General features: G+C 55.8%; 27 protein-coding genes. 20 read left to right on the top strand and 7 right to left on the bottom strand.

Annotation, left to right across the window (positions count from 1 at the left end; genetic code table 11):
• Nucleotides 1-69 precede the first annotated feature (69 nt).
• From AS136_RS04040 to lipA, 11 genes are all read left to right on the top strand, one after another.
• Nucleotides 70-699: an adenosylcobalamin/alpha-ribazole phosphatase gene (locus AS136_RS04040; RefSeq protein ID WP_012542458.1), complete on the top strand. Its 630-nt coding sequence runs from the start codon at nt 70-72 to the stop codon at nt 697-699.
• Nucleotides 700-921: 222 nt separating this feature from the next.
• On the top strand, nt 922-1,239 hold the full coding sequence (gene rsfS, locus AS136_RS04035; protein ID WP_002894623.1) for a ribosome silencing factor: 318 nt from the start codon (nt 922-924) through the stop codon (nt 1,237-1,239).
• A 3-nt stretch (nt 1,240-1,242) separates the two neighbouring features.
• Nucleotides 1,243-1,710, top strand: coding sequence for a 23S rRNA (pseudouridine(1915)-N(3))-methyltransferase RlmH (rlmH, locus tag AS136_RS04030; protein WP_002894620.1), 468 nt, complete (start codon nt 1,243-1,245; stop codon nt 1,708-1,710).
• Between the two features lie 27 nt (nt 1,711-1,737).
• The gene (gene mrdA, locus AS136_RS04025) at nt 1,738-3,639 is read left to right on the top strand and encodes a peptidoglycan DD-transpeptidase MrdA (protein WP_008805636.1); all 1,902 of its coding nucleotides are present in this window, start codon (nt 1,738-1,740) and stop codon (nt 3,637-3,639) included.
• Complete coding sequence (gene mrdB / locus AS136_RS04020) at nt 3,639-4,751, top strand: peptidoglycan glycosyltransferase MrdB (RefSeq protein WP_008805635.1); 1,113 nt, start codon at nt 3,639-3,641, stop codon at nt 4,749-4,751. The genes mrdA and mrdB overlap by 1 nt, the downstream gene beginning before the upstream one ends.
• A gap of 11 nt (nt 4,752-4,762) precedes the next feature.
• The gene (gene rlpA / locus AS136_RS04015; protein WP_008805634.1) at nt 4,763-5,920 is read left to right on the top strand and encodes an endolytic peptidoglycan transglycosylase RlpA; all 1,158 of its coding nucleotides are present in this window, start codon (nt 4,763-4,765) and stop codon (nt 5,918-5,920) included.
• A gap of 139 nt (nt 5,921-6,059) precedes the next feature.
• A complete protein-coding gene (gene dacA / locus AS136_RS04010) occupies nt 6,060-7,259 on the top strand; it encodes a D-alanyl-D-alanine carboxypeptidase DacA (RefSeq protein WP_008805633.1) in 1,200 nt (399 codons plus the stop codon).
• 112 nt (nt 7,260-7,371) lie between these two features.
• Nucleotides 7,372-7,635, top strand: coding sequence for a DUF493 family protein YbeD (gene ybeD / locus AS136_RS04005; RefSeq protein ID WP_002894474.1), 264 nt, complete (start codon nt 7,372-7,374; stop codon nt 7,633-7,635).
• Between the two features lie 104 nt (nt 7,636-7,739).
• Nucleotides 7,740-8,384, top strand: a complete 645-nt coding sequence (gene lipB / locus AS136_RS04000) for a lipoyl(octanoyl) transferase LipB (RefSeq protein ID WP_012542459.1) — start codon at nt 7,740-7,742, stop codon at nt 8,382-8,384.
• Between the two features lie 129 nt (nt 8,385-8,513).
• Entirely contained in the window at nt 8,514-9,473 is a 960-nt protein-coding gene (locus AS136_RS03995) for a YbeF family transcriptional regulator (protein ID WP_012968702.1), read from the top strand.
• Between the two features lie 180 nt (nt 9,474-9,653).
• Complete coding sequence (gene lipA / locus AS136_RS03990; protein ID WP_002894467.1) at nt 9,654-10,619, top strand: lipoyl synthase; 966 nt, start codon at nt 9,654-9,656, stop codon at nt 10,617-10,619.
• A 200-nt stretch (nt 10,620-10,819) separates the two neighbouring features.
• Here the strand turns inward: lipA and tatE are convergent, their stop codons facing one another.
• Together tatE and AS136_RS03980 are read right to left on the bottom strand one after the other, a co-directional pair.
• Nucleotides 10,820-11,026, bottom strand: coding sequence for a twin-arginine translocase subunit TatE (gene tatE, locus AS136_RS03985; RefSeq protein ID WP_008805630.1), 207 nt, complete (start codon nt 11,024-11,026; stop codon nt 10,820-10,822).
• A 244-nt stretch (nt 11,027-11,270) separates the two neighbouring features.
• A complete protein-coding gene (locus tag AS136_RS03980) occupies nt 11,271-12,059 on the bottom strand; it encodes a deaminated glutathione amidase (RefSeq protein WP_023322230.1) in 789 nt (262 codons plus the stop codon).
• Between the two features lie 89 nt (nt 12,060-12,148).
• On the opposite strand from AS136_RS03980, the gene crcB reads away from it, so the two are divergent.
• On the top strand, nt 12,149-12,532 hold the full coding sequence (gene crcB, locus AS136_RS03975; protein ID WP_008805628.1) for a fluoride efflux transporter CrcB: 384 nt from the start codon (nt 12,149-12,151) through the stop codon (nt 12,530-12,532).
• Between the two features lie 66 nt (nt 12,533-12,598).
• On the opposite strand, the gene cspE is transcribed toward crcB, so the two are convergent.
• Nucleotides 12,599-12,808 (bottom strand): transcription antiterminator/RNA stability regulator CspE, encoded by a 210-nt coding sequence (gene cspE, locus AS136_RS03970; RefSeq protein WP_012542460.1) that lies wholly within the window; start codon nt 12,806-12,808, stop codon nt 12,599-12,601.
• Between the two features lie 194 nt (nt 12,809-13,002).
• Nucleotides 13,003-13,524: a lipid IV(A) palmitoyltransferase PagP gene (gene pagP, locus AS136_RS03965; protein ID WP_306047527.1), complete on the bottom strand. Its 522-nt coding sequence runs from the start codon at nt 13,522-13,524 to the stop codon at nt 13,003-13,005.
• A 335-nt stretch (nt 13,525-13,859) separates the two neighbouring features.
• Here pagP and dcuC point away from each other — a divergent pair, with 335 nt between their 5' ends.
• From dcuC to uspG, 4 genes are all read left to right on the top strand, one after another.
• Complete coding sequence (gene dcuC, locus AS136_RS03960) at nt 13,860-15,233, top strand: anaerobic C4-dicarboxylate transporter DcuC (protein ID WP_008805625.1); 1,374 nt, start codon at nt 13,860-13,862, stop codon at nt 15,231-15,233.
• 92 nt (nt 15,234-15,325) lie between these two features.
• Nucleotides 15,326-16,123 carry a ribonuclease I gene (rna, locus tag AS136_RS03955; RefSeq protein ID WP_008805624.1) on the top strand — a complete coding sequence of 266 codons (798 nt, stop codon included), beginning with the start codon at nt 15,326-15,328 and terminating at the stop codon, nt 16,121-16,123.
• Between the two features lie 178 nt (nt 16,124-16,301).
• Complete coding sequence (rnk, locus tag AS136_RS03950) at nt 16,302-16,712, top strand: nucleoside diphosphate kinase regulator (RefSeq protein ID WP_008805623.1); 411 nt, start codon at nt 16,302-16,304, stop codon at nt 16,710-16,712.
• A 187-nt stretch (nt 16,713-16,899) separates the two neighbouring features.
• Nucleotides 16,900-17,328, top strand: a complete 429-nt coding sequence (gene uspG, locus AS136_RS03945; protein WP_002894401.1) for a universal stress protein UspG — start codon at nt 16,900-16,902, stop codon at nt 17,326-17,328.
• A 72-nt stretch (nt 17,329-17,400) separates the two neighbouring features.
• On the opposite strand, the gene ahpF is transcribed toward uspG, so the two are convergent.
• Together ahpF and ahpC are read right to left on the bottom strand one after the other, a co-directional pair.
• Entirely contained in the window at nt 17,401-18,966 is a 1,566-nt protein-coding gene (gene ahpF, locus AS136_RS03940; RefSeq protein WP_008805622.1) for an alkyl hydroperoxide reductase subunit F, read from the bottom strand.
• Nucleotides 18,967-19,154: 188 nt separating this feature from the next.
• The gene (gene ahpC, locus AS136_RS03935) at nt 19,155-19,718 is read right to left on the bottom strand and encodes an alkyl hydroperoxide reductase subunit C (protein ID WP_002894394.1); all 564 of its coding nucleotides are present in this window, start codon (nt 19,716-19,718) and stop codon (nt 19,155-19,157) included.
• 411 nt (nt 19,719-20,129) lie between these two features.
• Here ahpC and dsbG point away from each other — a divergent pair, with 411 nt between their 5' ends.
• From dsbG to AS136_RS03915, 4 genes are all read left to right on the top strand, one after another.
• Nucleotides 20,130-20,879, top strand: a complete 750-nt coding sequence (gene dsbG, locus AS136_RS03930) for a thiol:disulfide interchange protein DsbG (protein ID WP_023322228.1) — start codon at nt 20,130-20,132, stop codon at nt 20,877-20,879.
• A 180-nt stretch (nt 20,880-21,059) separates the two neighbouring features.
• On the top strand, nt 21,060-21,992 hold the full coding sequence (gene citR / locus AS136_RS03925; RefSeq protein ID WP_008805620.1) for a DNA-binding transcriptional repressor CitR: 933 nt from the start codon (nt 21,060-21,062) through the stop codon (nt 21,990-21,992).
• A 109-nt stretch (nt 21,993-22,101) separates the two neighbouring features.
• On the top strand, nt 22,102-23,325 hold the full coding sequence (locus AS136_RS03920) for a phosphoadenosine phosphosulfate reductase (RefSeq protein WP_012542463.1): 1,224 nt from the start codon (nt 22,102-22,104) through the stop codon (nt 23,323-23,325).
• A complete protein-coding gene (locus tag AS136_RS03915) occupies nt 23,310-23,936 on the top strand; it encodes an IbrB-like domain-containing protein (protein ID WP_012542464.1) in 627 nt (208 codons plus the stop codon). The genes AS136_RS03920 and AS136_RS03915 overlap by 16 nt, the downstream gene beginning before the upstream one ends.
• On the opposite strand, the gene AS136_RS03910 is transcribed toward AS136_RS03915, so the two are convergent.
• On the bottom strand, nt 23,937-25,082 hold the full coding sequence (locus tag AS136_RS03910; protein ID WP_162542752.1) for a pyridoxal phosphate-dependent aminotransferase: 1,146 nt from the start codon (nt 25,080-25,082) through the stop codon (nt 23,937-23,939).
• Nucleotides 25,083-25,217 lie beyond the last annotated feature (135 nt).

The following is a 25,217-nucleotide window of genomic DNA, read 5'->3' as shown; positions in this document are numbered from 1 at the left end:
CGGACTGGGCCTGATGCTAAAAAAGCGCTATCGTAGCGCCACGTCTCCACCGCCTGTCTGAGCATCATCATGAAATTATGGTTAGTTCGCCACGGCGAAACCGAAGCCAACGTTGCCGGGTTATACAGCGGCCACGCCCCCACTCCTCTGACGCCGCGCGGCGTCGCCCAGGCGCGAGCGCTCGGCGAACGGCTGCGGGCAGTACCTTTCGACAAAGTCATCTGTAGCGAGCTGGCGAGAACCGCGAGGACGGCCGATCTGCTGCTTGGCGATCGCCATATCCCGCGTGAGTGCCATGCCGCGCTCAATGAAATGTTTTTCGGCGACTGGGAGATGCGTCATCATCGCGACCTTCAGCGAGAGGATGCGGAAAACTATGCCGCGTGGTGTGCTGACTGGCAGCACGCGGCCCCCACCAATGGCGAAAGCTTTCAGAATTTTGCCCGCCGCGTCAGCGAATTCACCACAACGCTGGCCGACTGCCGCCATCTTGACCACCTGCTGATTGTCGGCCATCAGGGCGTCCTGAGCCTGCTGACGGCCCTGCTGTTGCAGATGCCCGCGGCGGCGATGTGGCATTTCCCGATTGCCCATGGCGCCTGGAGCCTCCTCGATATGCGCGACGATTTCACCACCCTGCGCGTATTAAATAGCCAGGCCGTCTGGCAGCCGCAAGAAGAATTCCCGCCAGACCATTGACAGGCCAGAGCAGGCTGCTATTCTCCGCTGCCGGGCAGCATCCGCCACAGCATGTTTGCAGAAATTGTTTTACAAAAATGGCGATGCAATCCGCGGCGAGGGATGGGATGATACCCCGCCACGAACGCCTGCCGACAGACATTTCACCCGACTTTTTCATCAGTTCAGGTATACTGTCAGGCTCTTTATCATTATCAATCTTCATGCACCCAGGGGGAACACTTGCAGGGTAAAGCACTCCAGGATTTTGTTATCGACAAAATTGATGACCTGAAAGGTCAGGACATCGTCGCCATTGATGTACATGGCAAATCCAGCATCACCGATTGCATGATTATCTGCACCGGCACCTCTACCCGTCACGTGATGTCCATCGCCGACCACGTGGTTCAGGAATCCCGCGCCGCCGGCATGCTGCCGCTGGGCGTTGAAGGGGAAGCCGCCGCCGACTGGATCGTCGTCGACCTCGGCGACGTGATGGTTCACGTCATGCAGGAAGAGAGCCGTCGTCTGTACGAGCTGGAAAAACTCTGGAGTTAATGCGTGAAGTTGCAGCTGGTGGCCGTTGGCACCAAAATGCCGGACTGGGTACAGACCGGCTTTAGCGAGTATCTGCGCCGTTTTCCCAAAGATATGCCGTTTGAACTGGTGGAGATCCCCGCCGGTAAACGCGGCAAGAACGCCGATATCAAGCGCATCCTCGAAAAAGAGGGCGAGATGATGTTGGCCGCTGCCGGTAAGAACCGTATCGTGACCCTGGATATTCCGGGAAAACCATGGGATACGCCGCAGCTGGCGCGCGAACTGGAACGCTGGAAACAGGACGGGCGCGACGTCAGTTTGCTGGTAGGCGGCCCGGAAGGCCTCTCTCCAGCCTGTAAAGCAGCGGCGGAACAGAGTTGGTCGCTCTCCACCCTCACCTTACCTCACCCGCTGGTGCGCGTACTGGTGGCCGAGAGTCTGTATCGGGCGTGGAGCATTACCACCAACCACCCGTACCACCGTGAGTAATGATGATCAGGGTAGACTAAGCAGCGAATGAAATTACAGAATTCTTTCCGCGACTATACGGCTGAATCCTCGCTGTTCGTGCGCCGGGCGCTGGTCGCTTTTTTGGGGATTTTGCTGCTTACCGGCGTTCTGGTCGCCAACCTGTACAATGTGCAAATCGTTCGCTTCAATGACTATCAGACGCGTTCGAACGAAAACCGCATCAAGCTGGTACCGATCCCGCCGAGCCGCGGCATTATTTACGATCGCAACGGCACCCCGCTGGCGCTTAACCGCACCATTTATCAGCTGGAGATGATGCCGGAGAAAGTCGATAACGTGCAGCAGACGCTGGATGCGCTGCGTGACGTCGTCGATTTAACCGACGATGATATCGCCGGCTTCAAAAAGGAGCGCGCACGCTCCCATCGCTTTACCTCGATTCCGGTAAAGGTCAACCTCAGTGAAGTGCAGGTTGCCCGCTTTGCCGTCAACCAGTACCGCTTTCCCGGCGTGGAAGTCAAAGGCTACAAGCGTCGTTATTATCCCTATAACTCGGCGCTGACGCACGTCATTGGCTACGTCTCAAAAATTAACGATAAAGACGTCGACCGCCTCGACAAAGAAGGCAAGCTGGCTAACTACGCCTCGACCCACGACATCGGTAAGCTGGGTATTGAGCGTTATTATGAGGATGTCCTGCACGGTCAGACCGGCTACGAAGAGGTTGAAGTGAACAACCGCGGCCGCGTCATTCGACAACTGAAAGAGGTGCCGCCGCAGGCCGGACGCGATATCTACCTCACTCTCGATCTCAAGCTGCAGCAGTATATCGAAACCCTGCTGGCCGGTAGCCGTGCCGCCGTGGTGGTCACCGATCCGCGTACCGGCGCCGTTCTGGCGCTGGTATCTACGCCAAGCTATGACCCGAACCTGTTCGTCGACGGCATCTCCAGTAAAGATTACTCCGGCCTGCTCAACGATCCGAACACGCCGCTGGTCAACCGCGCGACGCAGGGGGTCTACCCGCCGGCGTCAACGGTAAAACCGTACGTCGCCGTCTCGGCGCTGAGCGCCGGGGTGATCACCCGCAATACCAGCCTGTTCGACCCAGGCTGGTGGCAGCTGCCTGGCTCCGATAAACGCTATCGTGACTGGAAAAAATGGGGCCACGGCCACCTGAACGTCACCAAAGCGCTGGAGGAGTCTGCGGATACCTATTTCTATCAGGTCGCCTATGACATGGGCATCGATCGCCTCTCTGAGTGGATGAGCAAGTTTGGCTACGGCCACTACACCGGTATCGACCTTTCTGAAGAGCGCTCGGGCAACATGCCAACCCGCGAATGGAAGCTCAAGCGCTTCAAGAAACCCTGGTACCAGGGGGACACCATTCCGGTGGGCATCGGTCAGGGGTACTGGACTGCCACCCCCATCCAGATGAACAAGGCGCTGATGATCCTGATTAACGACGGGGTGGTGAAAGTGCCGCACCTGCTGCAAAGCACCGTGGAAGACGGCAAGCCCGTTCCGTGGGTTCAGCCGCATGAGCCGCCGGTGGGCGACATCCATTCCGGCTACTGGGAAATCGCCAAAGACGGCATGTTCGGCGTGGCCAACCGCGGCAACGGCACCGCGCACAAATATTTCGCCAGCGCGCCGTATAAGATCGCGGCCAAGTCCGGTACCGCCCAGGTGTTCGGCCTGAAGGCCAACGAAACCTATAACGCGCACCGCATCTCTGAACGTCTGCGCGACCATAAACTGATGACGGCGTTTGCGCCTTATAACAACCCTCAGGTTGCCGTGGCGATGATCCTGGAAAACGGCGGCGCCGGCCCGGCGGTCGGCACCATTATGCGACAAATCCTTGATCACATTATGCTGGGCGATAACAACACCACGCTGCCAAGCGAAAACCCGGCGGTCACCGCAGGGGAGGATCAATAATGACGGACAATCCGAACAAAAAATCGCTGTGGGATAAAATCCATCTTGACCCCACCATGCTGCTGATCCTGCTGGCGCTACTGACCTACAGCGCGCTGGTTATCTGGAGCGCCAGCGGTCAGGACGTCGGCATGATGGAACGTAAAATCGGCCAGATCGCCATGGGCGTGGTGATCATGATCGTCATGGCGCAGATCCCACCGCGGGTCTATGAAGGCTGGGCGCCCTATCTTTATATTTTCTGTATTATTCTGCTGGTGGCCGTTGATGCTTTCGGCGCTATCTCCAAAGGGGCGCAGCGCTGGCTGGATCTCGGTATCGTCCGCTTTCAGCCGTCGGAGATAGCGAAAATCGCCGTGCCGCTGATGGTCGCGCGCTTTATTAACCGCGACGTCTGTCCGCCGTCGCTGAAGAACACCGCGATTGCGCTGGTGCTGATCTTCCTGCCGACCCTGCTGGTGGCAGCGCAGCCCGACCTCGGCACCTCGATTCTGATCGCTCTCTCCGGGCTGTTTGTGCTGTTCCTTTCCGGTCTAAGCTGGCGTCTTATCGGGATCGCCGTGGTGCTGGTCGCCGCCTTTATACCGATCCTGTGGTTCTTCCTGATGCATGACTATCAGCGCCAGCGCGTGATGATGCTCCTCGACCCGGAAACCGACCCGCTGGGCGCCGGCTATCACATTATTCAGTCTAAAATTGCCATTGGCTCCGGCGGTCTGCGCGGCAAAGGCTGGCTGCACGGCACGCAGTCGCAGCTCGAGTTCCTGCCGGAACGCCACACCGACTTTATCTTCGCCGTGCTGGCCGAAGAGCTGGGGCTGATTGGTGTGCTGATCCTGCTGGCGCTCTATATTCTGCTGATCATGCGCGGGCTGTGGATCGCCGCCCAGGCGCAAACCACCTTTGGCCGGGTCATGGCCGGTGGTTTAATGTTGATTTTATTCGTTTATGTCTTCGTAAATATTGGTATGGTGAGTGGTATTTTACCGGTGGTGGGCGTACCGTTGCCGCTGGTGAGCTACGGGGGCTCCGCCCTGATCGTATTGATGGCCGGGTTTGGTATCGTGATGTCGATCCATACCCACAGAAAAATGTTGTCGAAAAGCGTTTAAAGGGGTTTGCAATGCGTAAGCAATGGCTGGGGATCTGCATAGCAGCGGGGCTGCTGGCGGCATGTTCGAGTGATGACGTGCAACAAAAAACGGTCAGTACTCCACAGCCGGCCGTCTGTAATGGCCCGACGGTTGAGATCAGCGGCGCCGATCCGCAGTATGAAACGCCGAACGCCACGGCGAATCAGGATTATGAGCGCGACGGTAAAAGCTATAAAATCGTTCAGGATCCGGCCAACTTTACGCAGGCTGGTTTTGCGGCGATCTATGACGCGGAACCTAACAGTAACCTGACCGCCAGCGGCGAAACCTTCGATCCGACCCAGTTGACCGCGGCGCACCCCACGCTGCCAATCCCGAGCTATGCGCGGATCACCAACCTCGCTAACGGCCGCATGATCGTCGTGCGGATTAACGATCGCGGCCCGTATGGTAACGATCGCGTTATCTCGCTCTCCCGTGCGTCTGCTGACCGTCTGAACACCTCGAACAACACCAAGGTGCGTATCGACCCCATCATCGTTGCGCCTGACGGTTCGCTTTCCGGTCCGGGAATGGCCTGCACCACCGTCGCCAAACAGACGTACGCCCTGCCCGCCCGACCGAATCTGGACGGCGGTGACGCCACAGGTATGAACCAGCCTGCGCCTGCCGACGTTCGCCCGATCAGCAACAGCACGCTGAAGCCGGAAGACAGCGTCGGCGCGCCGGTGAACAGCGGCGGTTTCCTCGGCGCCCCGACGCCGCTGAACAGCGGCGTGCTGGAGAGTAGCGAGCCGGCAGCCACGACCGCCGCCACTGCGGCCCCTGCTGCTGCCGTCGCGACGCAAACGGCTCCCGTCACCGCGCCAGGCTCCATCCAGGGTAGCGTAGCGGCGACAGCGGCCACTGCCGCGACCGCCAGCGCCGTTGCCGCCTCCTCTACCGCCACCTCCAGCGCCAGCGGTAATTTTGTCGTCCAGGTTGGCGCAGTGAGCGACCAGGCGCGGGCGCAGCAGTATCAGCAGCGCCTGAGCCAGCAGTTCTCGGTGCCAGGCCGGGTCACGCAAAACGGCGCGGTATGGCGTATTCAGCTGGGCCCGTTTGCTGATAAGGCGCAGGCCAGCGCCGTTCAGCAGCGCCTGCAAAGCGAAGCGCAGCTGCAGTCCTTTATTACTCGCGCCAACTAAACGCCGCGGGCAGCCCGTTCACCTTGCGCATGTAAAAGTCATTAACAAACTCATGCGCAATGTCGGATGCTGGCCCGCAGAGCATTTGCTATAGTAAGGCACTTTTTTTAACTCCATCACGGATGCCGTTGTTCTGACCATGAAGACCTCTTTCACCGCTCGTTTACTCATCACGGCGCTCTCCGTTGCAGCGCTCTCCTCCGCTGCCCGCGCCGATGACCTGAATATCAAAACGATGATCCCAGGCGCCCCGCAGATTGACGCCGAATCCTGGGTGCTTATTGATTACAACTCCGGCAAAGTGCTGGCGGAAAATAACGCCGACTCCCGTCGCGACCCGGCCAGTCTGACCAAAATGATGACCAGCTATGTCATCGGTCAGGCGATGAAAGCGGGTAAATTCAAAGAGTCCGATCTGGTCACTGTCGGCAACGATGCCTGGGCCACCGGCAACCCGGTTTTCAAAGGCTCTTCTCTGATGTTCCTCAAGCCGGGGATGCAGGTTCCGGTTTCGCAGCTGATCCGGGGTATCAACCTGCAGTCGGGTAACGATGCCTGCGTGGCCATGGCCGACTATGTTGCCGGTAGCCAGGACGCCTTCGTCAGCCTGATGAACAACTATGTTAACGCCCTGGGCCTGAAAAACACCCATTTCCAGACCGTTCACGGCCTCGATGCTGACGGACAGTACAGTTCCGCGCGCGACATGGCGCTGATTGGCCAGGCGCTGATCCGCGATGTGCCGAACGAGTACTCTATCTATCGTGAGAAAGAGTTCACTTTCAACGGCATCCGCCAGCTGAACCGTAACGGCCTGCTGTGGGATAACAGCCTGAACGTCGACGGCATCAAAACGGGTCATACCGACAAAGCGGGCTACAACCTCGTCGCCTCTGCCACCGAAGGCCAGATGCGTCTTATCTCGGCGGTGATGGGCGGACGTACTTTCAAAGGTCGTGAGTCGGAAAGCAAAAAACTGCTGACCTGGGGCTTCCGCTTCTTTGAAACCGTCAACCCGATCAAAGCCGGCAAAGAGTTTGCTTCCGAACCGGCCTGGTTCGGTGACAGCGATCGCGCCTCGCTGGGGGTGGATAAAGATGTCTACCTGACCATCCCGCGTGGCCGGATGAAAGATCTGAAAGCCAGCTATGTGCTGAATAACACTGAACTGCACGCCCCGCTGCAGAAAAACCAGGTGGTCGGCACCATCAACTTCCAGTTGGATGGTAAAACTATCGATCAGCGCCCGCTGGTGGTGCTGCAGGAAATCCCGGAAGGGAATTTCTTTGGCAAAATTATTGATTACATTAAGTTAATGTTCCACCACTGGTTTGGTTAAAAATCGAACACTTGAAAGTGTGATTTCCATCCCCATATACTATTTATCCAAGTAACCTGATAACTCCCGCCCTTGGTGGGAGTTATTATTTTGTCGTAACACCGGAGCTGACATGAAAACCAAACTTAACGAACTGCTGGAATTCCCTACCCCCTTTACTTACAAAGTAATGGGACAGGCGTTGCCGGAGCTGGTTGATCAGGTGGTGGAAGTGGTACAGCGCCATGCGCCTGGTGATTACTCGCCGTCAGTAAAACCGAGCAGCAAAGGTAACTACCACTCGGTTTCCATCACCATCAACGCCACCCACATTGAGCAAGTGGAAACGCTGTACGAAGAGTTAGGCAATATCGATATCGTACGGATGGTGCTGTAACCTTTTCCCCAACCCGGCCGCCGTGCCGGGTCCTTTCATCCCCTTCCGCCCTGCTGTGATATACTCCCCGCCCTGAGTCCTCTCTTCCCGGCGGAGATGTTGTTTTGCAGCACAATAAAATTCTTATCCGGCAGCTTGGCCTGCAACCATACGAACCCATCTCGCAGGCGATGCATGAATTCACCGACGCCCGCGATGAAGACACCCTCGACGAGATCTGGCTGGTGGAACATCACCCGGTCTTCACTCAGGGCCAGGCAGGCAAAGCGGAACACGTGCTGGTGCCCGGCGATATTCCGGTGATCCAGAGCGATCGCGGCGGCCAGGTGACCTATCACGGTCCAGGACAGCAGGTAATGTATGTTCTGTTGAACCTTAAACGCCGCAAGCTGGGTGTGCGCGAGCTGGTGACGCTGCTGGAGCAAACGGTCGTTAATACCCTGGCCGAGTATGGCATCGAATCGCATCCCCGCGCCGATGCCCCAGGGGTCTACGTCGGCGATCGCAAAATCTGCTCACTGGGACTGCGGATCCGCAAAGGGTGCTCTTTCCACGGTCTGGCGCTCAATATCGCGATGGATCTCGCGCCATTTCTGCGCATCAATCCCTGCGGCTATGCCGGCATGGAGATGACGCAAATGCGCCAGTGGCAGCCAGAGGTGACGCCAGAGACGGTCGCCCCGCGGCTGGTCGCCAATCTGCTGGCGCTGCTGAACCATCCCCCGCACGAATATCTCCCCCAGCAGTAAACGGTAGATCAGCGCCCCGCAGGCAGCGGGGCGCTAAACGATTAACACATTATTTTTGCAATCAATTGTCACGTACGGGAGGCGGTGGGCCGCTATACTTGCCCTATCATTCCCAACCGGACTCATCGCGTGCCAGAGAATACGTCTCCGTCAGAATCCCCTGAACGACAGGATGAACGTTATGACCGCCAGATGTTTCGCATCCTGCGCAATATTGACCTCAACCTGTTAACCATCTTCGAAGCCGTTTACGTCCATAAAGGCATCGTCAACGCCGCTAAGATACTGAATATCACGCCATCGGCTATTAGCCAGTCGATTAACAAACTGCGGGCGCTTTTTCCTGACCCGCTGTTTATCCGCAAGGGGCAAGGTGTGATGCCCACCGCGTATGCTACCCATCTTCATCAGTACATCAGCCGGGGTATGGAGGCTTTCCTCAGTGCGCTGGATATCGCTGGTAGCCCCCACCAGCAGCGGGTGATCACTATCGCCACCACGCCAGGCATGGGGGCGCTACTGATACCCATCGTGGCCAGTGCGCTAAAACCGGCCTTTCCGCAGATCCTGTTGCACAACATCGCCATCACCGACGCCGCGCGGCAGCTCGACCAGCGCCAGGTGGATCTGTTAATTGACACTCATCTGCACAGCGGCCAGGCGATAAGCCATCATGTGCTGTACCAGGATCGGGTACGGATGTACTGCCGTGCTGAGCACCCTGCGCTGCACGGCCCACAGGATGAAGCCCATCTCGCTCAGTATGAATTTGCGCTGCTGCTTCCGGAAGGCCAGCGCTACCCCACCCTTCACCGCCGCCTGCAGGAAGAGATGGGCGAACGACGCTGCGGATTCAGCACCTTTAACCTGCTGACCCAGGCAGCCATGATCGCCGAGAGCGACATGCTGGGGCTGACCACCGAGCGCCTGTTCGCCATGGTATCCCGGCTCTGGCCACTGCAAACCCTGGATTTTCACTCCCTGCAGGACGAAAAAATTAATGTTGCGCTGCACTACAATAAGCAAAGCGGGAAGGAGCCATTGCTGAAAGAAATTATCGAGACGGTAATCCAGGCGTTTAAGGCGTAGCGCACGGAAAGGAAAAGGATAAAACAACAACTATTTTACAATTTGCGAGGCAGGCAGGCTGCTTTCTGCCCCTTTTCAATGGTATACTGCCTGCTCTTGATTCAAAAATAGTTGATAATTGCAACATTTCATTGAATTAATTCGCTTTCCTTCGTGACTCGCAACTGGAACACGCACGCTATGAGTAAACCCATTGTGATGGAACGCGGTGTTAAGTACCGCGACGCCGATAAAATGGCCCTTATCCCGGTGAAAAACGTGGCAACTGAGCGTGAAGCTCTGCTCAGAAAACCGGAATGGATGAAAATCAAACTTCCGGCAGATTCGTCCCGTATCCAGGGTATCAAAGCAGCGATGCGTAAGAACGGCCTGCACTCCGTGTGTGAAGAAGCCTCCTGCCCGAACCTTGCAGAATGCTTCAACCACGGTACCGCGACCTTTATGATCCTCGGCGCGATCTGTACTCGTCGCTGCCCGTTCTGCGATGTCGCGCACGGGCGCCCGGTTGCACCAGATGCGAACGAACCACAGAAGCTGGCGCAAACCATCGCTGATATGGGTCTGCGCTACGTCGTGGTCACTTCAGTGGACCGTGACGACCTGCGTGATGGCGGCGCACAGCATTTTGCCGACTGCATCAGCGCCATTCGCGAGAAAAACCCGTCGATTAAGATCGAAACGCTGGTTCCGGATTTCCGCGGCCGCATGGATCGCGCGCTTGATATTCTGACGGTAACCCCGCCGGATGTCTTCAACCATAACCTCGAAAACGTACCTCGTCTCTATCGTCAGGTGCGTCCGGGCGCGGATTACAACTGGTCGCTGAAGCTGCTGGAGCGTTTTAAAGAAGCGCATCCGGAGATCCCGACGAAATCTGGCCTGATGGTCGGTCTGGGCGAAACCAACGACGAGATCATTGAAGTGATGCGCGACCTGCGTCGCCATGGCGTCACCATGCTGACGTTAGGCCAGTATCTGCAGCCGAGCCGTCACCACCTGCCAGTACAGCGCTACGTCAGCCCGGAAGAGTTCGAAGAGATGAAAGCGGAAGCGATGGCGATGGGCTTCACCCACGCCGCCTGCGGTCCCTTCGTTCGCTCTTCCTATCATGCCGACCTGCAGGCTAAAGGAATGGAAGTGAAGTAACTGCCGCTTCTGCCGCTGCGCGCCTTTTCGCCGCAGCGGCCCCTCTCCGCTTCCTCTGCTTCCTCTGCTTCGCGTTTTCGTAACAGTTCGTTGCATCTTTTCTGCGCGGCATCGCCAAAAACGACAAAGGCCGCAACGATATTCGTCGCGGCCTCTTCGCCGTTCCGCCAACATCCCTCCGGGGGGACGCATCGGATCAATTACTCTTTATGAGAGATCTTCTGCGCCGGCGCTTCTTCTTCCACGGTGGCTTTCTTCGCGCTATCGTCATCCTCGTTCATGGCCTTTTTAAAGCCCTTGATAGCCGAACCCAGGTCGCCGCCCAGCGTACGTAATTTCTTGGTACCAAACACTAAGATAATCAGTGCTGCGACTACCAGCAGTTTGGTAATACTAATCTCACCCATAGCTAACCTTCTTCTCTATACAAGCTGCGAATACGCCATCATACACGCATTTATCCGTCATATTGTAATCCACCTGTGCGTGGGCTGCGTGATTCGGCCCAGAGCCTTCCCCCTGAAGGAGTTAGCGCAGGGGTGTCCGTCCTGACGTGCACAGCGAATTATTAGGATAAACAATACGGGTATTTGACGCGCGGACACAATAGCAATCTGTAACAAGGTGAATCAAGCCCTGTTTAAAAAAACATCACAATAATTGCGGTGGCGCAAATCGTCGGTTCTGCAGTACCGGCAAACGCTTGCGAACCCGCGCAAGGTGCTCTGCGGAGACATCGGCAAAGATCAGCTGCGGTTCGCTCCCGGCCCCCGCCAGCGTCGTTCCCAGCGGGTCTACAATGCGGCTCTGACCAATATTCCGCGTCCCGCATTCGCCTGCCGCCACGATATAGCAGGTCGTATCGAGCGCGCGCGCCGCCAACAGCGTCGCCCAGTGGTGCTCTTTCTGTGGCCCTCTCACCCATGCGGTGGGCAGTACCAGCAGCTCAGCTCCGTTCAGCGCCAGCGATAGGGCCAGTTCCGGAAAGCGAAGATCGTAGCAGGTCATCAGGCCAACGCGTAACCCCGCCACTTCAATTACCGGCGGGATCTGCTGGCCTGGATCCACCCGCCGCGACTCCTGCATTGCGAAGGCGTCGTATAAATGCAGTTTGTGATAATGGGCTATTACTTCGCCATCCCGCAAGACCACCAGCGTATTGGTCGCACGGCCTTCTGCCGACGGCACATGCAGCGTCAGGACCGTGGTCAAACGGTTACGCCCGCTCTCAGCCAGCAGCAGCTGCAAAAACGCCCCATCCAGCGGCTGAGCCGATTTCACTGACATATCCGGGTCGTTGTCATCTCGCGCCAGTAACGCCTCTGGCAGCACCAGCAGCGCCGCCCCTTCACGCGCAGCCTGTTGCATCATCGTCACACAGGTCTGCGCATTCGTCCGCCATACTGGCGTGACGGCAAATTGTCCTGCCGCTACCCGCATGTTTTTCTCCGGTCAGGTTATGAATAGCCAATCGCGCCCGTCGCGCGCTACACTTGAGGTTCTCTTATATCAAATAGCAGGAAACAACCGTGTTTCAACTTCTTTGCGCCGTTTTTATTGGCGGTGGCACCGGCAGCGTATTGCGCTGGTGGCTCGGCATGAAGCTCAACCCTGTGCATCATGCTATCCCGATTGGGACATTGACGGCCAACCTGGTAGGCGCCTTTGTGATTGGTGCCGGGCTGGCGTGGTTTAACCGTCTGACGGATATTGACCCGATGTGGAAGCTCCTGATCACCACAGGGTTCTGCGGCGGGTTGACCACCTTCTCCACCTTCTCGGCGGAAGTGGTCTTTCTCCTGCAGCAGGGGCGGGTGAGCTGGGCACTCCTCAACGTGATGGTGAATTTGCTGGGTTCGTTTGCCATGACGGCCGTCGCCTTCTGGCTTTTCTCGCAGGCCGCCAGCCGTTAACGATCTGAAAAACAGGCAAAAAAAAACCCGCGTTAAGCGGGTTTTTATATTCTACTGACGTGTTGGTTAGATAGCCATTACGTTTGCAGCAGAAGGGCCTTTGGCACCGTTAGTGATTTCGAACTCTACACGCTGACCTTCAGCCAGAGTTTTGAAACCGTTGGACTGGATTGCAGAGAAGTGTACGAATACATCTTTGCTGCCATCTTCCGGAGTAATGAAACCGAATCCTTTGGACTCATTAAACCACTTAACGTTACCTTTAATCTTAGACATCAAAATTACCTTTATATGAAAAATCGACACTAATGCTGTGTCGAGTATCAGTACACCAATTGTGGTACCTTTTGTCCAGTGCAACTTTGCTAAAAAGTGATAAAAGTCGCTATCTTTTTTAGTGGGTAACGCTTTAGTCCTTGTTTTTCCACAAGACACACCGCTTATCTCATTTATTGCTAAGACTTAGCGAATTAAAACTGTATACGAGCCCAGGCGAAGTAAACGTTACCGTTATTGTAGGTGCCGGGAATATAGGTCATCTGGAAAGTCGCCGGACCGTAACCTATTGACGCCAATGGTAAGATCACCGGAATGGGGATGTAGTCCCAGTTATCGCGCGCCGTCACGCCAAGGGTATAGCCGAGTCCAAGGTGGAAGTTCTGGTCGGTCAGCGGGCGCCAGGTTTTCTCCCAGCCGTAGCCGCCGATAGGCTCCCATTTATTGAAAGAATCTTTAAACGCCATCAGGTACAGACCGTGCCAGTTTCCTTTCTCATCCCAGCGCGAGACGCCAAAACCCGCGCCCCAGGGGCGTTCGTTATACTTATCCGTCTTTTCCTTATCATAGGCAAACCGCGCGTGCCAGGTAATGGCTGGAACGTACAAGTCATAGTGCTCCGGCTCATTCCAGGTCTGCGCGACGTTATTACTTAAGGTCTGGTAACCTTCGCTGAGGGTCGATGAAAACGACGCGCTGGCGTTTACGGATACCAACAACCATCCAAAAAAACCAAGAGAAAACAGAGAAAAACGACGTAACATCAACACTTTTCCATTACCACTTTCATTTAAAAGCCGCCTAAAATAGCAAAGATAGTCTCAATACAGGTTGAACGAAATAAGGCAAACTCCTGATTTTTGCCCGGTGACCATCAGAACCTTTTAACTATCCATCTGGTGATTATATCCAGGCGAGACGGGTGACGCGTAGTTCTTATCGCTTTATTGATTTGCATCAGCGAGTTTTGTCCGTTTTTTCGGCACATTCGCACATTAAAATTTGGCATGACGCTTTTTATCTACATATTCTTTGGGCTTAGGGGTAATAAATGCTGACGTTTGTTGAGATCCTGATCGGGATTGTGGTCATTGTGGGCGTCGCCCGCTATATCATTAAGGGCTACTCGGCCACCGGGGTGCTGTTCGTCGGGGGCTTAATCTTATTGATCGTCAGCGCCCTGCTGGGGCATAAAGTCTTGCCGGGCAATACCGACAGCACCGGTTATTCTGCCACCGATATTATTGAATACATTAAGATTCTACTCATGAGCCGCGGTGGCGATCTGGGTATGATGATTATGATGCTGTGCGGCTTCGCCACCTACATGACCCATATTGGCGCCAATGATATGGTGGTGAAATTAGCATCAAAGCCGCTGCGCTATATTAATTCGCCCTATCTGCTGATGATTGCCGCCTACTTTGTCGCCTGCCTGATGTCGCTGGCGGTCTCCTCTGCGACCGGCCTTGGCGTGCTGCTGATGGCGACGCTGTTCCCGGTGATGGTGAACGTCGGTATCAGTCGCGGGGCGGCGGCAGCCATCTGCGCTTCACCGGCGGCCATTATCCTCTCGCCTACCTCTGGCGATGTTGTACTGGCGGCTAAAGCCGCAGAAATGCCGCTGATCGACTTTGCCTTCAAGACCACGCTGCCCATCTCCATCGCGGCCATTATCTGCATGGCAATCGCCCATTTCTTCTGGCAGCGTTACCTGGATAAAAAAGAGAACATTTCCCACGAAATGCTGGATGTCAACGACATCACCACCACCGCCCCGGCGCTGTACGCCATTCTGCCGTTTACCCCGATCATCGGCGTGCTGATCTTTGATGGTAAATGGGGACCGGAACTGCACATTATCACCATCCTCGTCGGCTGCATGCTGCTGGCGGCGATCCTTGAGTTCCTGCGCGGGTTTAACACCAAAAACGTCTTCAGCGGGCTGGAAGTCGCCTACCGCGGGATGGCTGACGCCTTCGCCGGCGTAGTGATGCTGCTGGTCGCCGCCGGCGTCTTCGCCCAGGGGCTAAGCACCATCGGCTTTATCAATGGGCTGATCTCCATCGCCACCTCCTTCGGCTCGGCCAGTATTATTCTGATGCTGGTGCTGGTGATCCTGACCATGCTGGCGGCAATGACCACCGGCTCCGGTAATGCCCCGTTCTACGCTTTTGTTGAGATGATCCCCAAGCTGGCGCACTCTTCCGGCATCAATCCGGCTTATCTGTCGATTCCGATGCTGCAGGCCTCTAACCTCGGCCGCACGATATCGCCGGTCTCCGGGGTGGTGGTCGCCGTTGCCGGGATGGCAAAAATTTCGCCGTTCGAAGTGGTCAAACGTACCTCCGTGCCGGTGATGGTTGGCCTGCTGGTGGTGATTATCGCCACTGAGATTCTGGTGCCCGGCAGCGCAGTCCACTAATGGTCTAACCACGCGAAAAGGCGCCAGCGGGCGCCTTTTTTATGCTTTAATAACTCCCCGTTATCTTTTGCCATCCACAATCAGGAATAAACATGTTCAGGAAGGATTTCGCCGCGCTTGCCCTTGTGCTCACCGCCACTCAGGCCGGCGCTGAACCGCTCACCGCGACGCGATACGCTGATTTTGACCGCTACGTTCTTGCCCTCTCCTGGCAAACCGGATTCTGTCAGAGCATGCTTGACCGCAACCGTAGCGAACCGGAAGAGTGTCGCCTGCAGCAGGACACCGCGAACAAAGCCGACTTTCTGACCGTGCACGGCCTGTGGCCCGGGCTGCCAAAGTCGATTGCCGCGCGCGGGGTGGATGAACGACGCTGGATGCGCTACGGCTGCGCCACGCGCCCGGTGCCCAACATGCCGGAAGTGAAAGCGAACCGCAAATGCCAGGCGGCGGAAACCGGGCTGTCGCTGGAGATGGCCAATAAGCTCAATAACGTGATGCCGGGCTCGGGCGGCACCTCCTGCCTGGAGCGCTACGAATACGCCAAACATGGCGTCTGCTTCGGCTTTGATCCCGATAGCTATTTTGGCACCATGGTGCGCCTGAATGGGGAAATTAAGCATAGCCCGGTAGGCGATTTCCTCGCGAAGCATTATGGTCAAACCGTCAGCCGCGCCGACTTCGATGCCGCGGTGGCCCGCGCCTGGGGTCCGCAAAGCGTGAAGGCGTTTAAATTAACCTGTAACGGTAATCCGGCCTATCTGACCGAGATGCAAATCTCCCTCAACGCCGCCACCATCAACGCCCCGCTGGCCACGTCCGCCTTTCTGCCGCAACCCCATCCGGGCAACTGTGGAACCCAGTTTATCCTGGACAAGGTCGGTCAGTAGCGCAAAGCGACGTGCTGAGCAGAAAACGCCGCCCGCCGGGGGGCGTTGCACGCTGAATGTGCGTTTCATCACTTCAAACTACCGGCAACTCTCAGTATGATGGTAGGACCTTAACCCTTGCCCTTTTCGGCGAGGGTTTTCTTTTACGGACAGGTTCCTGGATAACATGGAGTATGCAATGACCAGACCCGCAATCATCATTAACGAACTGGATGCCGAACGTATCGACAGGCTGCTGGAGCAGCCGGCTTTCGCCAACTTACCGGTTGCCGATGCCCTGAATGACGAGCTCGACCGCGCGCAAATGCTGGCGCCGGAAGCGATGCCGCATGACGTCGTCACCATGAACAGTAAGGTAAAATTCCGCGATTTAACCAGCGGCGAAGAGCGCGTGCGGACGCTGGTGTTTCCGTCTCAGGTGACTGACAGCGCCAGCCAGCTCTCCGTCCTCGCGCCGGTGGGCGCCGCGCTGCTGGGTCTGAAAGTCGGCAGCACCATTCACTGGGAGCTGCCGGGCGGTGCATCGACACACCTGGAAGTGCTGGAGCTCTTGTACCAGCCGGAAGCCGCTGGCGAATTCCACCGCTAATCCCTGCTGCCTGAGGCGTTTCGCGCTTTATTCAGAGGATGTCCATACATCCTCTTTCTGCTGTTCCTTCCTCGCTAACCTTTTTTTACGCTTTGCACCTGCCTGACTGACAGTTTTGCGACCTGAATGACACTATATCCGCATATAATATGTTGATATAGACGCAAATGAACAAGGAGGATTGCATATGTATAAGACTATCATTATGCCCGTTGATGTCTTTGAGATGGCGCTGAGCGATAAAGCCGTCCGGCATGCGGAGTTTCTGGCCCAGCAGGACGGGGTGATCCATCTGCTCCACGTATTACCCGGCTCTGCGAGCTTCACCATGAGCCGCTTTACCGCCGATCTGCGGCGGTTTGAAGAACACCTGCAGCATGAGGCGGAAACTCGTCTGCAGACGATGGTCAGCCATTTCAGCATTGACCCCTCACGTATCAAGCTGCATGTCCGTTTCGGCAGCGTGCGCGATATGGTCAACGAGCTGGCCAGCGAAATTAACGCCGATGTCGTGGTGATTGGCTCGCGCAACCCGTCCATCAGTACCCACCTGCTCGGATCCAATGCCTCAAGCGTGATCCGCCATGCCCATATCCCGGTGATGGTCGTCAGGTAAATATGACGAAATAGAAAAAAAGAGGCTACCCCAGGGTAGCCTCTTTGTTATGCAGGTCTATTGTCTGACTTGTTATGCGGTTTTCGTACGGATCAGGTAGTCGAAGGCGCTCAGCGACGCTTTTGCCCCTTCCCCTGCCGCGATAATAATCTGCTTGTACGGCACGGTGGTGCAGTCGCCAGCGGCGAATACGCCTTTGACATTGGTTTCGCACTTCGCATCGATGATGATCTCACCCATGCGGTTGCGCTCAACGGCGCCTTCCAGCCAGGTGGTGTTAGGCAGCAGGCCAATCTGGACGAAGATCCCCGCCAGCGCGACATGATGCTCATCACCGCTCACCCGGTCACGATATTGCAGGCCGGTGACTTTGCTGCCATCGCCTTTCACTTCCGTGGTCTGCGCATTAAGAATGATGTCGACATTCTTCAGGCTGCGGACTTTATCCTGCAACACCTGGTCGGCCTTCATCTCTGGAGCAAACTCCAGCAGGGTCACATGCTCTACGACGCCCGCCAGGTCGATAGCGGCTTCTACCCCGGAGTTCCCGCCGCCAATTACCGCTACGCGTTTGCCCTTAAACAGCGGACCGTCGCAGTGCGGGCAGTAGGTCACGCCTTTGGTGCGATACTGATCTTCGCCCGGTACGTTCATATTGCGCCATTTCGCCCCGGTGGCAATGATGACGCTACGCGCCTTCAGCACCGCGCCAGAGGCGGTTTCAATCTGATGCAGGCCGCCCTCTGTCGCCGCTGGCGTCAGTTTGGTCGCGCTCTGGGAGTCGATCACATCGACGTTATAGTCGCTGACGTGCGCTTTCAGCGCGCCGGCCAGTTTCTGGCCTTCGGTTTTCGGCACCGAAATATAGTTTTCGATATCCACGGTATCCAGCACCTGACCGCCGAAGCGCTCGCCCATCAGGCCGGTACGAATACCTTTACGCGCAGAATATACCGCCGCGGCCGCACCGGACGGGCCGGAGCCGACAATCAGCACATCGTAAGCGTCACGTTGGTTCAGCTCTTCCGCTGCGCGTTTTTCCGCACCGGTATCCACTTTGGCGACAATTTCCGTCAGCGTCATTCGCCCCTGACCAAACTCCTGACCATTCAGATACACCGCAGGAACGCCCATGACGTTGCGATCGGTAATTTCATTCTGGAAGGTCCCACCGTCAATCGCCGTGTGCTTGATGCGCGGGTTGAGCACCGACATCAGGTTCAGGGCCTGCACCACATCCGGGCAGTTATGACAGGAGAGTGAATAATAAGTCTCGAACTCGAAATCGCCATCAATATCGCGGATCTGCTCCAGCAGCGACTGGGCCTCTTTCGACGGATGACCGCCGGTCCACAGCAGCGCCAGCACCAGCGAGGTAAACTCGTGGCCCAGCGGAGAGCCTGCAAAGCGTGGGCCCTGGTCGGAACCTGGGTTAGTAATCAGGAATGATGGCTTACGTACCGCGAGCGTGTTGTCTTCTTTAAAGGTGACTTTGTCTGACAGTTCAGCGATTTCAGCCAACAGTTCCTTGATTTCTGCCGATTTAGCGCTGTCATCCAGCGTGGCAATCAGCTCAACAGGCTTGGTCAGCTTCTCAAGGTAGGCCTTGAGCTGGGTTTTCATGTTGGTGTCGAGCATTGTTATCTCCTGGGCTTAAAACATCATCATGCAAGCGGCCTTGTCCAGGCGGCCTGAATGCGCTTGCATCATGGTGTTGGAATAAAATGGGCGCCAAAGCGCCCATTGATTGCCGGGTGGCACGCCGTTTACCCGGCCTACAATCTTGTAGGCCCGTGCAAGCGTAGCGCCGCCGGGCACAAACAGACTTAAATCTTACCGACCAGGTCCAGAGACGGAGCCAGTGTCGCTTCGCCTTCTTTCCATTTAGCCGGGCAGACTTCGCCTGGGTGAGAAGCAACGTACTGCGCCGCTTTGATTTTACGCAGCAGGTCAGACGCATCACGGCCGATACCTTCAGCGGTAACTTCGATCGCCTGGATGATACCCTGCGGGTCAACCACGAAGGTGGCACGGTCAGCCAGACCTTCATCTTCACGCATGTTGTCGAAGTTACGGGTCAGGGCGCCAGTCGGGTCGCCGATCATCGCGTATTTGATTTTCGCGATGGTTTCAGAGCTGCTGTGCCACGCTTTGTGGGTGAAGTGGGTATCGGTAGACACAGAGTAAACGTCTACGCCCAGCTTCTGCAGTTCTTCGTAATGGTCAGCCACGTCGCCCAGTTCGGTCGGGCAGACGAAAGTGAAGTCAGCCGGATAGAAGAAGAAGACGCTCCAGCGGCCTTCGGTGTCTTTCTCGGTGACTTCGATGAATTCACCATTTTTGAATGCCTGGTTTTTGAACGGTTTGATTTTGGTGTTAATTAAGGACATCTATACTTCCTCCGTGTTTTCGTTGAGGTCTAAGTTAACGAATTTTTCCTGACCCGACCAATGCGTTTACATTATCGAATCAATAAGCGTTATCTAACAACCGGAACAAGACAACTCTGTGAACCTGTCGACGCGTTCAGCGCTGATCGCTGTTTTTCGCATCATTTGCCGCGACAAAAGTAAAAAGGCCACCCTTTCAGGCGGCCCCGTTACCTGAAATACCCGAAGGTAGGTTCAGCGCCAGTCAGACTGGCTATGTGTTGCGCTCTACATTACCTTAATGTAACAGCATCCAGGATTACATCACCCACGCCAGCAAAGGGCAATCCGTCATTCTGCTGATCTTGCCTATGACTGTGATAGGTTCGACAATCGTTTTGCCCTTTCCTGCTGATTTTACAAGGAATATTCATGTTAAAGCGTCTTCTCTTGCTCTGCCTTTTTCCGTTATGTAGCCAGGCGGAGGAGCTCCCCGCTCCGGTAAAAGCGATTGAAAAACAGGGCATTACCATTATAAAACCCTTTGAGGCGCCAGGGGGAATGAAAGGCTGGCTGGGCAAATACCAGGACATGGGGGTCGCCATCTACCTCACGCCGGACGGTAAACACGCGATCTCCGGCTATATGTATGACGAGAACGGCAACAACCTCAGCGAGCAGCTGTTTCAGAAAGAGCTCTACACACCGGCAGGACAGGAGATGTGGAAGAAGATGGCCAGCGCCCACTGGCTGCAGGATGGCAATAAGGACGCCCCCATCGTGTTGTATGTCTTTGCCGATCCCTTCTGCCCCTACTGTAAACAGTTCTGGCAGCAGTCCCGCCCCTGGGTGGAAGCCGGTAAAGTGCAGATCCGCACCCTGCTGGTGGGGGTGATCAAGCCCGAAAGCCCGGCCACCGCCGCCGCGATTCTGGCCACCAAGGATCCGGCGAAGACCTGGCATGATTATGAGCAATCGAATGGAAAAATGGCCCTGACGATCCCGCAGGCTATTCCGCCGGAGAAAATGAAAGTGCTCAACGTTAATCAGCAACTGATGGACGAACTGGGGGCCAACGTCACGCCAGCCATTTACTATATGAATAAGGATAATATGCTGCAGCAGGTGGTCGGCCTGCCGGATAAAGAAAAACTGCAGATCATGATGGGCGAACAAGAATAATCCCATTGCATAATGGCGCCAGATAACAACGACCGCTGGCGCCCCTGTCGACGATAAGATATATTAAGCAGAACTTAACGTTATAGTCCGGTAATTAAATTCACACCGCAAATATTAAGCCAATCAACATTCTCACTAAGAATATTTTCACCCGCGCTGATAATACACAGGACTGCATTAATGGCAAATCTTTACGATCTGAAAAAGTTCGATTTGAATTTATTGGTTATTTTTGAATGTATCTATCAACATTTGAGCATTAGCAAAGCAGCCGCCATGTTATTTATCACCCCGTCAGCGGTGAGCCAGTCGTTGCAGCGTTTGCGCCAGCAGTTAAACGATCCGTTATTTGTTCGCGTTGGGAAAGGGATGACGCCCACTACCGCCTGTGTCAATCTTCATTATCATTTGCAACAAAATCTCGAACAGCTGGAAAAAACCATCAATCTCAATAATCGCTCCGAACTGCGTAAACGTATCGTGATATATGGCCCTCCGCTGTTCTGTTCAGTGAATAGCCATTTTATGATTAATGAGCTCTGTCATCAGGCCAATTTGCAGATTGAACACCATAACCTGACCACCACGGAATCGGCTGAGGAGCTGCTGGCGTATCGCCAGGCGGACCTGGTGTTCACCCGAATGCCTATTACCAACCGCGCCACGATCTGTCAGCCCTATCAGACGGTGCAGACGCTGGCGGTTTGCCGGGCGGACCATCCGCGGCGAGATCAACTCACGTCGATTGAAGCGCTGGCACAGGAATTTTTCACCCACTATATCACCAACGATCCTGTCATTCAGCGCGTCCAGCAAAGCAGCACGCCATGGTTAAATCCGGGTAATATTGCCTTTCGCAGCGACTCTTTTATGACCATTCTTAACATGATCAATAAAACCGACTTAATTGGCTTCATCCCCTCCTATTTATATGATTTTATTTCCCCGGCCATGCCACTTCACGCTCTCGATATAGAGGCACTTTTTCCAGAGATCACGATATACATTAACTACCATCAATCATCTACACAAAATCATTTTCTATCTGAATTAATCTCCATTCTAATGAATGACAGAGATATATCACGCCCACAACTTAATAATAGTGAGTAACTGCCCACCTGTTTTCACACTGTTTGAATGCAGATCGACCATTAATTTCGCAGCGCTCATCGTTTATACTGAACAAACGGGAAGCTCTACTATTAAAGGATTAATGGTCATGTCGTTTATTAAATATCCCTTACCGGAATCGGTGCTGCAGGCAACTGAGCAGCGCATCCAGTGGGTGCTGGATAATTTTTCACGCGTTTGCGTCTCTTTCTCGGGTGGAAAAGACTCCACCGTCATGCTGCATTTAACCGCCCAGGCGGCGCGGTTACAGGGTAAAAAAATCAGTGTGTTGTTTATTGACTGGGAAGCGCAGTTCTCCTGCACCATCGCCCACTGCGAAAAACTGCGTGCGCTGTATGCGGATGTTGTCGAAACCTTTTACTGGGTCGCCCTGCCGCTCACCACCCAAAACGCGCTGACGCAGTATAAACCGCAATGGCAATGCTGGGAGCCCGGGGCCGACTGGGTCCGTCAGCCGCCGCCCTGGGCGATTACCCACCCGGGCTATTTTTCATTTTATCAACCGGGGATGAGCTTTGAGTCCTTTGTCAGCCACTTCGCCGAGTGGTTTTCACAGCGGCGCCCCGCCGCCGTGCTGGTGGGCATTCGCGCCGACGAGTCACTGAATCGCTTTATGGCCATCTCTTCGCAGCGTAAACAGCGCTTCGCCGATGATAAACCCTGGACCACCTCGGCGCCGGGCGGCCACGCCTGGTACATCTACCCGCTCTATGACTGGAAAACGGCCGACATCTGGACCTGGTTTGCCAAAAGCGGGCAGTCTTATAACCCTCTGTACGATCTGATGTATCAGGCCGGGGTGCCGCTGCGCTATATGCGCATCTGCGAACCGTTCGGTCCGGAGCAGCGCCAGGGACTGTGGCTCTACCATGTGCTGGAGCCCGAGCGCTGGGCCGCAATGTGTCAGCGGGTGAGCGGCGCGCACAGCGGCGGGGTCTATGCCGGGCATGATAATCAATTTTACGGCCACCGAAAAATCGACAAGCCCGACCACCTTACATGGAAAAGCTATGCGCTGTTCCTGCTCGACAGCATGCCGGAAACCACTGCCGAGCACTACCGCAACAAAATCGCCGTCTACCTGCGTTGGTATCAGAAAAAAGGCATGGAAGATATTCCGGACACCCAGCCTGCGGACATTGGCACCAAAGATATCCCGTCCTGGCGGCGGGTCTGCAAAGTGCTGCTCAATAACGACTACTGGTGCCGTCAGCTTTCGTTTAGCCCGACCAAAAGCAGCCACTATCAGCGCTACCGTAAACGCATGGAAAAACATCGCCAACAATGGGGGATATTATGCAACAACAACTGACGCAGGCGCTGGACGCTTATCTGCAAACGCTGGATGACGAGGCGCGCATCGAGGCAATCAATGCGTTTCGTCAGGTGCTCCACCAGCGCAGTCCCTTCCGCTCCCAGCCCGTTGACTGCGTGCTGTGGGTAAAACAGGAGCAGGTCATCCCCAACGACTACAATCCGAATAACGTGGCGCCACCGGAAAAACGCCTGCTGCAAACGTCGCTGGAAGCCGACGGCTTTACCCAGCCGGTCGTCGTCATCCAGCAAAGCCCGCAGGCGTATACGATTGTCGACGGTTTTCACCGTCATGAGCTGGCCTGCAGCAAAGCGGTGCTGAAAAAAACGCTGAAAGGTTATCTGCCAGTGACCTGCCTGACGAGTGAAGCCGCCTCGCGTGACGGGCTGATGGCAGCGACCATACGCCATAACCGGGCGCGCGGGCGCCACCAAATCCACGCCATGTCAGAGATTGTCCGCGAACTGACCCAGCTTGGCTGGACGCCACAGAAAATCGGCAAAGAGCTGGGGATGGATGCCGATGAGGTATTGCGCCTGAAGCAAATTAGCGGCCTCACGGAGATGTTCGCTGGCCGCCAGTTCTCCCAGGCGTGGACGATTAAGTGACTACAGCTGGCACAAACGCGTCGCCGCAGCCAACAGAGTCGCCGGCTGTTTGGCAAAGCATAAGCGGATCAGCTTGTGCGGGAACGGATCGGCGCAGAAGACGGAGAGCGGGATCGCCGCCACCCCGACTTCGGTCGTCAGCCAGCGGCAGAAGCTGACGTCGTCAAGATCGGAAATGGCGCTGTAGTCCGCCAGCAGGAAATAGGTCCCTTCACAGGGCAGAAGTTCCAGCCGGCTTGGGCGCAGCGCTTCAATAAACAGATCGCGGCGTTCCCGATAAAACGCCGGCAGCTCACGATAGTGCTCAGGCGCTTCGCGCAGCATGTCGGCGATCGCCAACTGCGCCGGAGTATTCACCGAGAAGGTCAGATACTGATGCACCTTGCGCAGTTCGGCGCTGATGGCCGCCGGGGCTACGCAGTAGCCGACCTTCCAGCCGGTCATATGAAACGTTTTGCCAAACGAGGAGACCGCCACCGCCCGCTCGCGAAGCTGGGGATGCGCCAGCACGCTGGCGTGGCCGCCCTCGGCAAAGCAGATGTGCTCATAGACCTCATCGCTGAGGACATAGATCTCGCGTTCGGCAATCGCCTGCCACAGGGCAGCAAAATCTTCGCGCTGCCAGACGGTGGCTGATGGATTGTGCGGGGTATTGAGGATCACCAGACGGGTTTTATCGCTCAGCGCCGCAGCAAACTGCTGCCAGTCGACGCGAAAATGCGGCGGCTGCAGCGCAATACGGCGTAATTCGCCGCCGGCCAGCGCCACCGCGGGGGCATAGCTGTCATAGCTGGGATCGAAACAGATCACTTCGTCGCCGCGGCGCACCAGAGCGGTGATCGCCGCGTACAGGGCCTCCGTCGCGCCGGCGGTGACCGTAATATCGCTATTGACGTCGGGCAGGTAACCATACAGCTCCGCTGTCTTCCCGGCGATTGCCTCGCGCAGCGCCGGCACGCCGGTCATCGGGGCGTACTGATTCGCCCCCTGCGCCACATGGTACGCCAGACGCTCCTGAAGATAGCGCGGGCCGTCGAAATCGGGAAAGCCCTGTGACAGGTTGATGGCCTGATGCTGCTGGGCCAGGGCGCTCATCTGGGTAAAAATCGTGGTGCCGAGCGCAGGAAGTTTACTCTCTGGAATCAAAGGGTTATTGCTCATTCTTTTTATACCGATTGTAATGCTGTTGTTGAAGCCACTATAACACGATGTTAATATTTGGCAATCAAGACGCTTAGACGTCTAAATGCTAATGTTATTCCGCGCCACGCCACTCTGGAG

Source organism: Klebsiella sp. D5A (genome assembly GCF_001620885.1).
In the GTDB taxonomy this organism is placed as follows: Bacteria; Pseudomonadota; Gammaproteobacteria; order Enterobacterales; family Enterobacteriaceae; genus Klebsiella; species Klebsiella variicola.
The sequence above is the reverse complement of the archived record's forward strand: the minus strand, read 5'-3'. Positions and strand labels throughout refer to the sequence as shown.

Bases quoted from the DNA above. Each gene is read 5' to 3' on its own strand.
- AS136_RS04040 (WP_012542458.1), top strand. From the start codon at position 70: ATGAAATTATGGTTAGTTCGCCACGGCGAAACCGAAGCCAACGTTGCC.
- mrdA (WP_008805636.1), top strand. From the start codon at position 1,738: ATGAAATTACAGAATTCTTTCCGCGACTATACGGCTGAATCCTCGCTG.
- mrdB (WP_008805635.1), top strand. From the start codon at position 3,639: ATGACGGACAATCCGAACAAAAAATCGCTGTGGGATAAAATCCATCTT.
- rlpA (WP_008805634.1), top strand. From the start codon at position 4,763: ATGCGTAAGCAATGGCTGGGGATCTGCATAGCAGCGGGGCTGCTGGCG.
- dacA (WP_008805633.1), top strand. From the start codon at position 6,060: ATGAAGACCTCTTTCACCGCTCGTTTACTCATCACGGCGCTCTCCGTT.
- ybeD (WP_002894474.1), top strand. From the start codon at position 7,372: ATGAAAACCAAACTTAACGAACTGCTGGAATTCCCTACCCCCTTTACT.
- lipA (WP_002894467.1), top strand. From the start codon at position 9,654: ATGAGTAAACCCATTGTGATGGAACGCGGTGTTAAGTACCGCGACGCC.
- tatE (WP_008805630.1), bottom strand. From the start codon at position 11,026: ATGGGTGAGATTAGTATTACCAAACTGCTGGTAGTCGCAGCACTGATT.
- AS136_RS03980 (WP_023322230.1), bottom strand. From the start codon at position 12,059: ATGCGGGTAGCGGCAGGACAATTTGCCGTCACGCCAGTATGGCGGACG.
- cspE (WP_012542460.1), bottom strand. From the start codon at position 12,808: ATGTCTAAGATTAAAGGTAACGTTAAGTGGTTTAATGAGTCCAAAGGA.
- dcuC (WP_008805625.1), top strand. From the start codon at position 13,860: ATGCTGACGTTTGTTGAGATCCTGATCGGGATTGTGGTCATTGTGGGC.
- rna (WP_008805624.1), top strand. From the start codon at position 15,326: ATGTTCAGGAAGGATTTCGCCGCGCTTGCCCTTGTGCTCACCGCCACT.
- rnk (WP_008805623.1), top strand. From the start codon at position 16,302: ATGACCAGACCCGCAATCATCATTAACGAACTGGATGCCGAACGTATC.
- uspG (WP_002894401.1), top strand. From the start codon at position 16,900: ATGTATAAGACTATCATTATGCCCGTTGATGTCTTTGAGATGGCGCTG.
- ahpF (WP_008805622.1), bottom strand. From the start codon at position 18,966: ATGCTCGACACCAACATGAAAACCCAGCTCAAGGCCTACCTTGAGAAG.
- ahpC (WP_002894394.1), bottom strand. From the start codon at position 19,718: ATGTCCTTAATTAACACCAAAATCAAACCGTTCAAAAACCAGGCATTC.
- dsbG (WP_023322228.1), top strand. From the start codon at position 20,130: ATGTTAAAGCGTCTTCTCTTGCTCTGCCTTTTTCCGTTATGTAGCCAG.
- citR (WP_008805620.1), top strand. From the start codon at position 21,060: ATGGCAAATCTTTACGATCTGAAAAAGTTCGATTTGAATTTATTGGTT.
- AS136_RS03920 (WP_012542463.1), top strand. From the start codon at position 22,102: ATGTCGTTTATTAAATATCCCTTACCGGAATCGGTGCTGCAGGCAACT.
- AS136_RS03915 (WP_012542464.1), top strand. From the start codon at position 23,310: ATGCAACAACAACTGACGCAGGCGCTGGACGCTTATCTGCAAACGCTG.